This is a genomic window from Sporosarcina trichiuri (assembly GCF_030406775.1).
GTDB classification, from domain to species: domain Bacteria; phylum Bacillota; class Bacilli; order Bacillales_A; family Planococcaceae; genus Sporosarcina; species Sporosarcina trichiuri.
This window is the reverse complement of the sequence record NZ_CP129119.1, coordinates 2713989-2727950: the sequence shown is the minus strand read 5'-3', so window position 1 is coordinate 2727950 and position 13962 is coordinate 2713989. Positions and strand designations below refer to the sequence as shown.

15 protein-coding genes are annotated in these 13962 nt (G+C 54.8%); 5 read left to right on the top strand and 10 right to left on the bottom strand.

All coding sequences use genetic code 11. The features are described from left to right. Window positions 1-10: 10 nt before the first annotated feature. Together floT and QWT68_RS13760 are read right to left on the bottom strand one after the other, a co-directional pair. Complete coding sequence (floT, locus tag QWT68_RS13765; protein ID WP_431312226.1) at window positions 11-1567, bottom strand: flotillin lipid rafts scaffold protein FloT; 1557 nt, start codon at window positions 1565-1567, stop codon at window positions 11-13. 50 nt (window positions 1568-1617) lie between these two features. Next, window positions 1618-2151: an NfeD family membrane protein gene (locus QWT68_RS13760; protein ID WP_179860736.1), complete on the bottom strand. Its 534-nt coding sequence runs from the start codon at window positions 2149-2151 to the stop codon at window positions 1618-1620. A gap of 250 nt (window positions 2152-2401) precedes the next feature. Between QWT68_RS13760 and QWT68_RS13755 the strand changes: the two genes are divergently transcribed. From QWT68_RS13755 to QWT68_RS13740, 4 genes are all read left to right on the top strand, one after another. Then, window positions 2402-3022, top strand: a complete 621-nt coding sequence (locus tag QWT68_RS13755) for a DUF47 domain-containing protein (RefSeq protein ID WP_040285551.1) — start codon at window positions 2402-2404, stop codon at window positions 3020-3022. Window positions 3023-3033: 11 nt separating this feature from the next. Then, window positions 3034-4032, top strand: a complete 999-nt coding sequence (locus tag QWT68_RS13750) for an inorganic phosphate transporter (protein ID WP_040285550.1) — start codon at window positions 3034-3036, stop codon at window positions 4030-4032. A 156-nt stretch (window positions 4033-4188) separates the two neighbouring features. Beyond that, entirely contained in the window at window positions 4189-4389 is a 201-nt protein-coding gene (locus QWT68_RS13745; RefSeq protein ID WP_040285549.1) for a cold-shock protein, read from the top strand. A gap of 262 nt (window positions 4390-4651) precedes the next feature. Beyond that, a complete protein-coding gene (locus QWT68_RS13740; RefSeq protein ID WP_290148680.1) occupies window positions 4652-6766 on the top strand; it encodes an MMPL family transporter in 2115 nt (704 codons plus the stop codon). A gap of 51 nt (window positions 6767-6817) precedes the next feature. On the opposite strand, the gene QWT68_RS13735 is transcribed toward QWT68_RS13740, so the two are convergent. The 3 genes from QWT68_RS13735 to QWT68_RS13725 are packed head-to-tail and all read right to left on the bottom strand — an operon-like array spanning window position 6818 to window position 8117. Beyond that, window positions 6818-6976: a hypothetical protein gene (locus QWT68_RS13735; protein WP_290148679.1), complete on the bottom strand. Its 159-nt coding sequence runs from the start codon at window positions 6974-6976 to the stop codon at window positions 6818-6820. Next, the gene (locus tag QWT68_RS13730) at window positions 6973-7449 is read right to left on the bottom strand and encodes a hypothetical protein (protein ID WP_290148678.1); all 477 of its coding nucleotides are present in this window, start codon (window positions 7447-7449) and stop codon (window positions 6973-6975) included. Before QWT68_RS13730 ends, QWT68_RS13735 begins: the two co-directional genes overlap by 4 nt. A gap of 38 nt (window positions 7450-7487) precedes the next feature. Then, entirely contained in the window at window positions 7488-8117 is a 630-nt protein-coding gene (locus QWT68_RS13725) for a pentapeptide repeat-containing protein (RefSeq protein WP_290148677.1), read from the bottom strand. Window positions 8118-8383: 266 nt separating this feature from the next. Between QWT68_RS13725 and QWT68_RS13720 the strand changes: the two genes are divergently transcribed. Next, window positions 8384-9511, top strand: coding sequence for a CAP domain-containing protein (locus QWT68_RS13720; protein ID WP_290148676.1), 1128 nt, complete (start codon window positions 8384-8386; stop codon window positions 9509-9511). Between the two features lie 150 nt (window positions 9512-9661). Here QWT68_RS13720 and QWT68_RS13715 read toward each other — a convergent pair whose 3' ends face one another. The 5 genes from QWT68_RS13715 to QWT68_RS13695 all read right to left on the bottom strand — a co-directional run bounded on the left by QWT68_RS13715 (window position 9662) and on the right by QWT68_RS13695 (window position 13878). Then, on the bottom strand, window positions 9662-10066 hold the full coding sequence (locus tag QWT68_RS13715) for a hypothetical protein (protein WP_040285545.1): 405 nt from the start codon (window positions 10064-10066) through the stop codon (window positions 9662-9664). Window positions 10067-10273: 207 nt separating this feature from the next. Next, entirely contained in the window at window positions 10274-10834 is a 561-nt protein-coding gene (locus tag QWT68_RS13710; protein WP_290148675.1) for a superoxide dismutase family protein, read from the bottom strand. Between the two features lie 57 nt (window positions 10835-10891). Beyond that, the gene (locus QWT68_RS13705) at window positions 10892-11281 is read right to left on the bottom strand and encodes a hypothetical protein (protein WP_040285544.1); all 390 of its coding nucleotides are present in this window, start codon (window positions 11279-11281) and stop codon (window positions 10892-10894) included. A gap of 429 nt (window positions 11282-11710) precedes the next feature. Then, window positions 11711-12904, bottom strand: a complete 1194-nt coding sequence (locus QWT68_RS13700) for a class I SAM-dependent rRNA methyltransferase (protein WP_040285543.1) — start codon at window positions 12902-12904, stop codon at window positions 11711-11713. Window positions 12905-12996: 92 nt separating this feature from the next. Next, window positions 12997-13878, bottom strand: coding sequence for a DMT family transporter (locus QWT68_RS13695; RefSeq protein WP_040285542.1), 882 nt, complete (start codon window positions 13876-13878; stop codon window positions 12997-12999). Window positions 13879-13962 lie beyond the last annotated feature (84 nt).

Genomic DNA, 13962 nt, shown 5'->3' with positions numbered 1-13962 from the left:
CAGCTGCATATCAGTCTTCTGTTTGCTTCGGTTCGTTCTTGGATGGCTCTTCCGTCGTTGCCGCGAGCGGCGAGCGGGATTTCTTCAGTTCGTCGGTCAGGCTGTCGATGCTCGGGCGGACAGATCCTTTGCCGGCGTAGCTCTCGAGCATCTCCTTGATGTTGAGACCAGTTGTCGCGCCGAGCGATTCCTGCATGGTGGACATGAGGTCGGTGGCGTAACCGGTGACTTTGTTGGCACCGCCGCCTTCCCCGCTGCCCGTGTCGACGACCGTGATCTTGTCGATGTTGCTGAGCGGACTCGCGACCTGCTTCGCATACTCCGGAAGCATGCCGACGATCATGTCGAGCATCGCGGCCTGGCCATAGTGTTCGAAGGCTTCTGCGATTTTGCGCTTCGCTTCCGCTTCCGCGAGACCTTTCAGGCGGATGACTTCCGCTTCGGACTCACCCTGTGCGCGCTGGGCGTCGGCGCGTGCCGTACCGTCGAGACGGACTTTCTCCGCATCGGCCGCTGCACGTGCTTCGATGCGGTATTTCTCGGCATCGGCTTCCGCGAGCTGACGGGATTTCTCCGCGGCTGCGTTCTGCTCGACGGAGTAGCGGTCCGCATCCGCTTTCTTCTTCACTTCGGAGTCATACTGGCGTTCACGGCGCTGGATCTCTTTCTCTTCGAGTTCGATCTGCTTCTGACGCTCGATGATCCGGATCTGCATTTCCTGTTCCATGACTTCCTGCTTCGAGCGTGCTGTCTGCAGCTCATACGCCTGGTCGGCACGGGCCCGTGCAGCATCCTGTTCAAGACGGTAACCCGCCACTTTCAGCTGGTTCTCTTTTTCGGCTTCTGCAATCTCCGTGGCACGCTCGATTTCCGCTTTCTGCGCTTCCTTCGAGGCTTCCGCGTTTTTAATCCGCGTCTCTTTTTCGGAAATCGCTGTGGCAATGTCCGCATCCCGTTTCACCTGTGCGATCCGCGGCTTCCCGAGCGAGTCGAGGTAGCCGTTCTTATCGCGCACATCCTTGATGGTAAAGGATACAATGACCAATCCCATTTTCGCTAGATCCTGGGAAGCAACGCGCTGCACTTCCTGTGAGAACTTGTCACGGTTCTTATAGATCTCTTCGACGGTCATCGACCCGAGGATCGAGCGCAGGTGACCTTCGAGCACCTCTTTCGCTTCATTCTCCCGGTCTTCCTTCGACTTCCCGAGGAACTGCTCGGCGGCAGTCGCGATCTCGGAGATCGAGCCGCCGATCTTGATGATCGCCGTGCCGTCCGCCATGACTGGTACGCCTTGCTCCGTATACACTTCCGGTGTCGTCACTTCCAGTTTGCTCGACAGCAGGCTGAGCGGTGTCGCCTGCTGGAATACCGGCAGCACGAATGTACCGCCGCCCCGGATGATCTTCACTCTGTTTCCGGAGTCATCCGTATGGACATTTTTCGATCCCAAATAGCTGCCTGTCACGATCAGTGCCTCATCCGGACCGACTGTACGGTACTTCGTGACGTACACGAGAATAACGGCTAACACAACAAATACGGCGATGGCAATGGCAATCCACATCGCTGGCAATTCTGCTGGCATGTCTTTTCCCCCTTTTTTCTGCTAAAAAGTTATTTGAAACGGAAAGGCTCGTATTCTTTGACGATGAACGTCCCGGCCGTCACCTCGATAATCAGAACTTCCTTCCCGTACTCGATTGGGGTGTTCTCATAGCCGGCGGCCCGCTTCGACAGCAGTCCGTTGACCGTCTCGATGACGATCTCCCCGAATCCGTCCGCCGGAATCGGGACAATCACCTTCCCGACCTTACCGGCAAGCGATTCATCATTATAGGCAAGCGATACTTCTGCGGATTTGAGCGGCAGCAGGATGAAGAAATACAGCAGGAAATCAAGCACGGCTGATGCCGCAAGTGAAATCGCCAGAACCCAGCCGCTGCCGAGCCCCGTAACCAGCTCCAGGATGTATCCCCATGTCGCCGTCAATGTGACGAACGGAAGCAGCACAGCTGGATCGAGCAATGGATGAAGTTCACCGGATCCATCTGTCAGATCACTGAAGAATAAGTATAACAGCGTAGCAATCCCTGAAATGATAAGGACAGGTAAGTATAGGTCGCCGATCGGGATTCCGAACACTTCCATTTCAAACACCTCCTTTGCCTATTGTATACGGGCAAGCAAGCGAAAGGATTCATTCCGCTGAAAAAATTTTGAATAATGCACTAAAAGTGAGAGAAGGCTGACAAATATGAATAAAAAATGGATAACCGGATGCAGAACTCGAGAAAATTGTCGAATCCTGAAAAAATCTATTCGTCTAAACGGCGGCGGTTTGCTATGATAGATGCGTTATCAAATTATTACATTCCGAATATCCGGATGGAGGTCAGCCATGTTCAGCCCGAGAAAAACAGATCCTTTCTTTGCAGCCCTGGTCGCCATTGCCGAACACGTGCAGGAAGCGATGCACTATGCAAATGATTATAAAGTGAATTCCGCTGCCGACTTGAAAGAAGTCAGCATCAAATTGAAGTGGTATGAAACGGAAGGCGATGATCTGATCCACGACCTCATCACCAATCTCAATACCTCTTTCATGACACCGATCGAGCGGGAAGACATCCTGCAAGTGGCCATCAAAATGGATGATATCCTCGACGGTGTCGAACATTTCGCTGCCAACCTGGAAATGTTCTCGCTCACGGAAATCGACGGATATATGCACAAATTCATGGAAAACATCGTGAAAAGCTCGGACGAAATCGTTAAAGCGATGAAACTGCTGGAGCGCAAGAAACTCGTGGAGATGCGCGAACACGCTGTCAGCATCAAGGAGTACGAACGCATCTGCGACGAAGTGCTGCGGACATCCATCAAGCAGCTGTTCGTGACGGAGACCGATCCGATCCAAATCATCAAATTGAAAGATATCTATGAACTGCTCGAAGAAATCGCAGACTACTGCCAGGATGTCGCCAATCTGATTGAGACGATCATCATGCGGAACGCCTAAGGAGGCCTACAATGGATATAGTTCTCCTTCTGACGATCTTAATCGTCGTCTGTGCACTCGCCTTCGACTTCATCAACGGATTCCACGATACTGCGAACGCAATCGCGACGTCCGTTTCCACACGGGCGCTGAAGCCGCGTGTGGCCATTCTGCTGGCGGCCACCATGAATTTCGCCGGCGCCCTGACGTTCACAGGGGTCGCAAAGACGATTTCAAAGGACATCGTCGACCCGTTCACACTGGAAAACGGCTCCCTGGTCATCCTGGCCGCCCTGCTGTCCGCAATCATCTGGAACTTGGTGACTTGGTATTTCGGTATCCCGTCCAGTTCGTCGCATGCGCTGATCGGCTCGATCGCGGGTGCTGCGATTTCAGCAGCCGGTTTTGCGATCCTGAATTACAGTGGATTCATCAAAATCCTGGAAGCCCTGCTGATCTCCCCGGTCATCGCAATCGTCGGCGGCTTCATCGTCATGTCGCTGCTGCGCCGGGTGCTGAAGAACCGCAACCTGTTCAAGGCGAACAAGCGCATCCGCTATCTGCAGATCTTGACGGCTGCAATCCAGTCATTCACGCACGGAACGAATGACGCGCAGAAAGCGATGGGGATCATCACGATGGCGCTGATCGCGGCCAACCTGCAGACCGGTGACGACATCCAGATGTGGGTCCGCATTGCAGCGGCCACCTCGATGGGAATCGGCACCTCGATCGGCGGCTATAAGATCATCAAGACCGTCGGCGGTAAAATCATGAAGATCCGGCCGATCCACGGTGCGGCGGCCGATCTCAACTCGGCTGCCATCATTTTCGGTGCGACGCTTCTCCATCTGCCGGTCTCCACCACACATGTCATCTCTTCGTCCATCATGGGCGTCGGGTCTGCACAGCGGGTCAAAGGCGTGAAATGGGGCACAGCGAAGAAGATTGTCATCACCTGGGTGATCACGATGCCGATCTCCGCAGCCATGGCAGCGGTTCTGTATCAATTGCTGGACTTGTTCTTTTAATTTGAATCGTATGGGTTGCACTCCCAGAACACCTCTGTTATGATAAAGAAGAATTATTTTTGTTCGGTGCGATGGTCGAGGTGCACTTGACCCTTTAAGACTTGAGCAAGGATAGTAACACAATGTATGCTGGTTGCATACGAGGAGGAAACAAACATGGAACATGGTAAAGTAAAATGGTTTAACGCAGAAAAAGGTTATGGCTTCATCGAGCGTGAAGATGGCGACGACGTATTCGTACACTTCTCAGCTATCCAAGGCGAAGGCTTCAAGACTCTTGAAGAAGGCCAGGACGTAACTTTCGACATCGAGCAAGGCCAGCGCGGTCTTCAAGCTACAAACGTTGAAAAGAACTAATTGACTTCACCCTTACAAAACCGCTCCCTCCGGGGGGCGGTTTTTTTATGGTTCTGGGCTTGCTGCGCGCGCGTATCTCGGCCTGGGCCGCGCGTATTTGGACTGGCGCCGCGCATATTTCCGGGCGCGCGCGTATTCTCTCCCCGGCCGCGCGTATCTGCTCCCCGGCCGCGCGTATTCTTCCCCACAAATCAGTTCCCTTCCCGGCAGTGAGCCGCTATGATGAAGGAAAGGATTTCCTGAGAGAAAGAAGGAGTATGCCATGAAGACGTTTTCAAGATTTATCGCCGCTCGCTACAAATGGGTCATCGCTGCCTGGCTCGTACTGCTGGCCGGGCTCGCCGTCTTTGCAATCCGGCTGCCGGGCCTGCTCGAAGGAGATGGGTTCCGGATGGACGGCGAACAGGAAGATGTCTCGCATATCCTGACGCATGATTTCGACCAGCCTGATGAAACGATGTTTCTCGTATTCGAGCGGAAGACCGACAGTGAAATCCAAGACGCCTTGTCCGCGGTCAGCCGGCTGACACTCACGGAAAACATCGTGTCCCCGCTCGATGAACCCGATCAGCATAAACCGGATATCTCCTATGCTCTCCTGCAGTTCGATGACAGTGAAAGCGATAAATCCGACATCGTCTCCAAAATCCGAGACGCGGTCGGCACCGATGACGGCATCACGCTGACCGGGCAGTCCCCGATCACGAAGGATATCAATACGGCGAGCCAGAAAGACCTGATGATCGCGGAAGCCATCGGACTGCCGATCGCCCTGATTGTGCTGCTGTTCGCATTCGGCACCGTGACCGCATCGCTCGTGCCGATCCTGATCGGTGTGGCGACGATCATTCCGTCATTCGGCATCCTGGCGCTGTTCGGCAAGTATGTCGACCTGTCCATTTTCGTCCTGAATATTATCCCGATGCTCGGTCTGGCGCTCAGTATCGACTTTGCGCTGCTGTTCATCAGCCGCTACCGGGAAGAGCGGAAGCTGCAGCCGATCCCGGGCGCTGTGCGGACAACCATTGAAACCGCCGGCCGGTCGATCATCTTCTCGGCATTCTGTGTGTTCATCGGTCTCGGTGCCATGCTGCTCATCCGGGTGGACATCTTCCAGAACATCGCCCTCGGCGGTATGATCGTCGTGACGATGGCGGTCCTTGCGTCGATCACCCTGCTGCCGTCCGTCCTGCTCGTTTTGAAGGAGCGGATCGACAAAGGGAAAGTGCTCCGTGTGAAGCATGACACGGACGGCTGGCGGAAGTTCGCAGAAGGCGTCATCAAGCGGCCTGTCCTGATTACGATTGTCGCGCTTGCTATCTTGGGCACGGCGCTCATTCCCGTCCGCAACATGACCCTCACCATCCCGCAGATCGACTCACTTCCCCTCACGTATGATACCCGATCTGCGTATGAGCATATGGAAGATGCATTCGGCATGCGGGATGAGTCGACCGCCTTCGTCATCGCCGAGCGGGACGGCGGCTGGACTGACGATGACGGGCTCGATGCCATGAAAGATGTACAGGAGGCGCTCGAACAAGATCCGCTCACGGGGCAGGTGACGACTGTGTTCAGTGAGAGCGGCATCGGGGACCCCACCGTCTTCAGCCAGGCACTTCAGGTCCCTGAACAGCAGGCAAAACTCGAGCCCCTGCTGGACGCCTTCACATCAGGGGACCGGCTCATGATTCCGGTCACTCTGAACGCCGACGGGGCCTCCACGGAAGCGCAGGACTGGGCTCGCACCTGGTCGGAGAAGGATACTCCCTGGGACATGAAAATCGGCGGAGAAGCGAAATTCAACCAGGAGATTTTCGATGAAATCGCGGACAATATCGTCTATGCTCTGCTGATCATCATCGTCTCGACATTCATCATCCTGATGCTCGCATTCCGGTCGCTGCTCATCCCGTTCAAGGCGATTGTGATGAACATCGGCGGCCTGTCCGCATCGTTCGGCCTGCTCGTCTATATTTTCCAATATGGCCATTTCGGACTCCATCCAGGGACGATCGCGCTCATCATTCCGGTCATCGTGTTCAGTCTCGTGTTCGGATTGAGCATGGACTACGAAGTGTTCCTCATCTCACGGATGCAGGAATCCTATCTTGAAACCGGTGATAATGACCGATCCACGGTGGAAGGGCTTGCAGCGACAAGCAAGGTCATCACTTCGGCGGCCCTGATCATGATCGTCCTGACGGGCGCCTTCGCGTTCACGGACGTCATGCCTGTCAAACAGATCGGCGTCGGGATCGCCATTGCGGTCGCCATCGACGCGACCATCATCCGTCTGCTGCTCGTGCCGAGTCTCATGAAACTGTTCGGTGACTGGAACTGGTGGCTGCCGTTCCGGAAGGACAAATTTCAGTGACGGATGAAAAAAGGCTGCTGCGCGGGAATCCGCACAGCAGCCTTTTGCATTTCATTGGATCACATAGACCGACTCCGCCGTATAGCCGGCGGCAGCCGGGCCGTTCTTCTGCTCATCCTGCTTGAACGTCGCCAGCATGAGCCAGATAATGACCGCCACGACAATGATTGTAATGGCAATGATGCCGATGGTCACCGTCCTGCCTTTCATTCGATCACCCCGTCGTCCCCGACTTTCCGGAAGCCTTCTTCTTTCAAATAGTCGACCGCTTCCTGGTAATCCCCGAAGCTGTCTTCCAGATTGAGGCCGTGGTAGACATTCCACGCATCGAGCTCCTCTTTCAGTTCCAGTTTCGAATTGTTGCCGTCCCGCCAGACCTCTTCGACTGGTTCCCGGTCATCATTGCTTTCGGACAGTCCTTTGATGGCATCCTCGATCACCTGGCGCAGTTCCGCTTCCGACGCTTCCCGCACATTGACGAGACCGCGGCCGTCCGGTTCGTATCCCGGTATATCCGCCACGTACACGAACGCATTGCCGTTCGGATGAAGATGCTGCACGACGACCGTCTTGTCGAACTTACTGTCGAGATAATGGTAGTTGACCCGTTTCATGGAGACGTCTTTCCTTGTCAATTCCGGGTAGGATTCAATAATTGCCTGTTTTTCTTCAAATGTCAGCATTGCTCGTCCACACTCCTCGTTTGGTTCGTTTCAGTATATCATGATTCCCCGTCCACCAATAAGCCGAACATACGGGCGAAGCCGACCGCCTGTTCACTTGATACGCGGCAGCCTTCCAGTTTTGAAGGGGTCACTTCGAGCCGTTCGAACCGGCAGTCCGACAAATCGATGCCGGCGAGGTCCGTCTCCCTGAAATTCACGTTCTCCAGCCGGCTGTTCTTGAACGATACCGGCTTCAGTGTACACTCGAAGAAGTCGGAATCCGACAGCTGGACTTCATTGAATTCCGCCCGCACCAGCCCGGAAAAACTGAAATTGCTGTAGCGCATGTCACATTGGGTGAACAGCACATCGGCAGCGGACGCCTGGGAAAAGTCCGCGCCCGTCAGCTTGCAGTTGACGAATTCACATCGCCGCACGTCCGCCCGCGCCGCCAGGACGTTCGAAAAATCGCATCGTTCGAACACCGTATCGATGAACACCGCCCCCGCCAGGTCGTTTTCCGCGAACGAACAGTCCGTCAGCACGGCATTGTCCGCGGTCAGTCCAGCAGTGTCTATGCTGCTAAAGGATTCATTCGCGAGTACGCAGTCCCGCAGTATCGGTCCGGCCTCCGCCGGTTCGCGAAGTGCCGTCAGTTTCGGCGTCTTCCGTTTCCATGCTGCCATGTCCATCATCTCCTTACCGCGTTTTCCACTCGGTGATCAGCACGATCAGGATGACCACTGAAAATGCCAGAATGTAGAACCAATCCGGAACCGCACTCAATCCGCTGAACATTGCCGTCACACCCTTCTCCATATGTGTCTGTACTCTTTCTTCTGAGTATACCTGCTTTCCCCTTTCCTGAACACCGGTTCACTCCGAGGAAAAAGTGTTCCTGCTGTATCCGGACAGCCCCTGCAAGGTATACTGGAGACAGGAGGCGACTGATGTGAAACGACTATTCCTCTTCATCCTGCTGCTGGCTGCCATCTACCTTGCAAAACCATACTGGGAAGAACCGGTCTCGAAATACGCCGACCTCTCCTTCCTGGATCCCGTGGATGAAAAGCTCGAAGGCATTATTTCCGTAGACACGATCGAATCGACATACCATACATTGCGCGACGCGACGGAAGAACTGATCGGTATCGTTTCGTCGAAAACCGATACTCTCCGTGACGCCAAGCAGCCCGTCGAAAAACCGGCGCTTGCAGCACCAACAGCTACGCCGATCTCCATCAGCAACCTGGAAATCGGTTCATCCGCCGCGGATGTCACGGCCGCCCTTGGCAAACCGCTGAACCAGTCGCTGAATGAGTACGGCACCGAATGGAACACCTACCATACCGACTATCAGAATTTCGTCATGGTGTCATTCGATGAAAACGATAAGGTCGCTGCGCTCTACACGAATGATGACCTCATTTCATCCACATCCGGCGTCCGGTACAAATCTGCTAAGGCGGATGTGCGGAAAGCGCTCGGGCAGCCGCTCACCAAGATGAGGAAAGGACTGAACGTTTATATGCTGCAGGACGATGAAGGCATGGACCTGTTCAAGCTCGGGGACGTATACGCCTACGTCTTCTATGATCTCCATCAGGACAGCCAGGTGACCGCCGTCGAACTGGTTTCGGCGGATCTCGAAGACCGGAAGAAAGGGTTGTATGGCGAACGGAGTGAAGCGCTGCGCAAAGGGTTCGAACAGCAGCTGTTCCATCTGACGAATGCGGCGCGCGTCCGCCATGGCCGGTCCATCCTCACCTGGGACAGCGCCGTCGCTGCCACTGCGCGGAAGCACAGTAACGACATGGCGGAACACTCGTATTTCAGCCATGACAACCAGGAGGGACAATCGCCGTTCGACCGTATCAAGGAAGACGGCATCCGCTTCAAACGGGCCGGCGAAAATCTCGCCTATGGCCAATCGAGCAGCATCTTCGCCCACGAAGGGCTCATGAACTCGAAAGGCCACCGGGACAATATCCTGCTGAAAGGCTACAGCAGTCTCGGCATCGGCGTCGGATTCAGCAAGGAGCAGCAGCCGTACTACTCGGAAGAATTTTTGCTGCGGTGATACTAAAAACCAGACCGTCCTCAGCGAGGCGGTCTGGTTTTGTTTTTGATTCACATGTGATTTCCCTGCTGGATCGCAGTGGTGCCCCTTCTATCTGCGACTCGCACGTTCTTTTCCTGCCGAGTCGCAATCGGAACCCTCCTCGTTTCATCAGGCCGCCGGTAAAGCGGCCGATCCGATAAGATAGGTGTCGAGCGGAACGAGTTTACCGTTCACTTCGAATTGGATCATGTTATCTTCCCCCTGACGCTGGAGTTCGAAGACATGGAGTTCCGTTTTGTCCGATCCGCCAGTTGTATCCAGACGGAACGTGACAAGGTCCCCATCGGTTTCGACCGACGAGGTGACACTGCCTGATGCACGGAAGACGAGATAGGACGCGCTGTCCCCGGTGCTGATCATATAAAGGTTGTGCTTGCTGCCCAGCATCTCCTGTTTCGTGATCATGTCCTGGACCTTGGCCGGGACGTTCTTGACTTCCTTAATATCAGCGCCTTTTGACTGGCATGCTGTGAGCAAGAGCACAGCGAAGAGCACCATTGCCATCTTTCTCATCTGTCATTCCCCTTTTCTCTGGGCGCCCCCTGTCCATAGTGAGACTGGCGGCCATGTGAATCTGCACGTAGTGTTTCAGCAGTCAGATAACTGAAGTATAGCACAGGTATATGCTGAAATAGCGGATAATTGGAAAAATAAAAAGCATTGCGCAGGGCAATGCTCGGACTATCCGTTTATTTAATTGGCCGAAAGGTGTTTCCGGGATCACTTGGCTTCCAATGCACCGCACACGATCCGATCGCCGGAATCGCCGGCCGGGTCGGTTTTGTAATCATCGGGTCCTGCGTGGATGACGAGCGCACTGCCGTCTTCATCGAGAAGGGAGTTCGGTTTCCCTTTCTGCAGGGTCACATTGTGCATGACCACTTTCACGGCGACTTTCCCGCTCTCGCCGACTTCCAGGTTCGGCAGATCGCCCAGATGGTACCCTTTCGGATTATCGAACCCATGCTGTTTGCCGGTCGGATTGAAATGACCGCCCGCCGATTTGAAGTCAGGCGGCGTGCAGACCGCTTTCTCATGCAGATGGATGCCATGAGTGCCCGGCGCCAGTCCTTCCGCCCGTACGCTGATCGTCAGTGCACCATTCGCTTCCGTGAAATGGGCTTCTCCGATTTCCTTGCCGTCCGTATCGATCAGGACGGCTTCCGCGGTCATCGCCGCCTCTGCGCTGACAGGAAGTTTTGCGTCTTTCGGATTACAGCCGGTCATCATGGCAAGACACAGCATGCCAGCCGCCGGCAGTAAGAATTGTTTTAGTATCATAATGGTTGGTCACCCTCCTTACAGGAAGGGTGGCTGGAAACCTGAGGATTATACGCCTTATCTTAGCTGGACTGCATCACTCATCTCCAGCACATCGAAGACGTCCTTCTGGATGATAAGTGACATGATCTTGCCGTTCTTCTTGAAATAATGGACATTGCCGACACGTGCCTCGGTCATCTCGGTCCAGCCCCATTTTTCGATTTCCGCCAAGTAGGCGGCGGGCGGGGTTCCGTCTTCATCGCCGATGCCGGCCAGCTTGTACTTTGCCGACTTGGCGATCTCTGTTGTGCAGTCTTCCGGTTTCAGCTCGTAGGCGTTTTTCGGCACGGGGAACCCCTCATTGATCACCGCCATCCGGTAGCCGTCTTCATGCGCGAACGTATAGGCGCAGCCGGATAGCAGCAGCACTGCGCCCAGCAGCAGCAGACCTGTCCATTGTTTCATCCCACTGACCTCCCGAAGTCGTTCTCATACTTCAAGCTTACTTCATAAGTCTGCCGCTGTCTCGGGCGTTTTTGTGACAGTACCTCCCTATTTGGGTTGCGGATCCTACAGAAAATGCTTCGCAAGGCGAAGCACACAAGCCAGTCTTGGTTTGTTTGCTGCGCGGCAGTCTTTGGGTGGATAAACAGGAAAACCGGCCGCGAGTAAGGGCTGCGGCCGGTTGGTTTATGAGCGGGTTGCGCTGGTTTATGAGCGGTTCTTCATGGTTTATGATCACTTTCCGCGTTTTATGAGCGGTCCCCATGATTTATGATCACTTTCCGCGCTTTATGAGCGGTTCCCTGTGCTTTATGATCATTTTCAGCGATTCATGAGCACATCGCCGAGTTTACTAATCATTCGCCAGGGTGTACGAGCGGGCGGCCCCGATCACTTCAGTTTCTGGATGATACACACTTTCAGATAGTTGAATTCCGGATAGTCACGGTTTGTGCGGAAGTCTTTCGGCAGTGATGAATCTTCCAGGATCTTATAACGGTGGCCTGCCGCCTTGAACGCTTCGTCGATGAACCCCTTGAATTTTTTCATGCTGAAGCTCGCGTTGTTCGTCGACGCGACGATGATGCCGTTCTTCTCAGTGATGGCGATTGCATCCTGCAGCAGGGCCGGGTAGTCCTTCGCTGAGCTGAATGTCGCTTTCTTCGAGCGCGCGAAGCTCGGCGGATCGAGGACGACGACTTCGAACTTCAATTCATGGCGCTTCGCATAGCGGAAGTAGTCGAACACATCCATCACTTTGATGTCCTGTGCTTCGTAATCGATGCCGTTCACACTGAACTGTTCGATGGTCTTTGCGAGACTGCGTTTCGCAAGATCGACACTCGTCGTCTTCACCGCGCCGCCGAGCGCTGCGGCGACGGAAAATGCGCCTGTGTACGAGAACGTATTCAGCACATGCTTGCCTTCCGAGTAGTTATCGCGGAGCGCCTTCCGGACGTCGCGCTGATCGAGGAAGACCCCTGTCATCGCCCCGTCGTTGAGATCGACTGCGAAATTCATGCCGTTCTCTTTGACGATGAGCGGGAAATCCGCCGGCTCGCCGGACACATAATCATCCTGATCGATGTACTGCCCTTTCGTATCGAACCGTTTCTTTTCGTAGACCGCCTTCGCGTCCGCAATCTTGTCGAGCACGCTATACACGTGATGCTTGAGCGTATAGATGCCTTCACTGTACCAGCTCACCATATAATACCCGTCGAAATAATCGATGGTCAGCCCGCCGATGCCGTCCCCTTCCCCGTTAAACAGGCGGTAGGCGGTCGTCTGTGTGTTCATGCGGAAGCTTTCCCGGCGCTCGAAGGCCGCTGCCATGCGGGATTCGAAGAAGTCGAAGTCGATCGCTTCCTCCTCTTTCCGGGTCAGCACCCAGCCGACCCCTTTGTTCTGCACGCCGTAATAGCCTTTGGCGATGAAACGGCGGTTCCGGTCCACAAGACGGAGCAGGCTGCCCTCTTCTTTCAGCACGTCCGGATTCATGACGGCATCTTTCAAAATCAGCGGATATCCTTTCCGCAGGCTGCTGGCGCTTTTATCGTTTACAAGTACATCAATTGTTTTCATCGTGTCATCCTTTTTGCTCCGGCCGCTGAGTGCTGCCGCGCGTTTTTTCCATTATCGCACGTTTCCGTCCGGATTGCGACGGGTTCATAAGATCACCCGGTCTTTCCGAGCCGACGCTTCATTAGGAAGCCCGGTTTCGTCTCAGCCAGCAGGATCGCTGCCAGGATCAGTCCTGCGCCGATCAGCATCCGTCCTGTGACCGCTTCATGCAGCAGAAGGATCGAAAAAACCATGCCCCATAGCGATTCCATCGACAGCAGGATCGCCGCTTTCGTTTCGGTGACATGTTTCTGGGCGACCGTCTGCAGCAGGAATGCAATCGTCGTCGAGAAGACTCCCAAGTACAGCAGCGCGGCAGCCGACTCCGGCGTTACCGGGATTGCGGCTTCCCCGCGCGCAATCACTGCCAGCCAGGCGATGACCGCAGCCGCCGCCATCTGGATAAGTGTCAGTATGATGGCATCTTCCGTCTTCACGAACTGGCCTGTGTAGAAAATATGGAAGGCGAACATCACCGCACAAAGGAGTGACAGCACATCCCCCGGATTGAGCGTCAAAGAGCCGTTCATGGACAGTAATGCAATTCCTGCCATCGCAAGAAACGCACCGGTCACCTCGAATGCACCGACCCGCTTGCGGTAAAGCACGAAGGCGATGAACGGCACGACAAGCACGTTGACGGCCGTCAGGAATGCGTTGTTCGAAGGTGTCGTGAATTGCAGGCCCACCGTCTGCAAGGCGAAGGCACTGTACAGGAAGATCCCAAGCAGACTTCCTTTCCAGACCGCCGCAGCGGTCACTGACTTCAATTTCCTATGGAACACGATGCCGAGCAGAACGGCACCGACCGCAAACCGTCCCGCGAGAATCTGGTATGGACTGAAGTAATCGAGTGCAATGGCACTTACCGGAAAGCCTGTCCCCCAGATGATGGCCGTGACCAGAAGGCCGATTTCCCCTATGTATTTCCTCATGATGCTTCCCCCTGTCTGTCTCCAGTATACAGGGCGGCCGGATGCCGGCGGAAGCGGAACATGAAAACCCCCGGGATTGTTCCT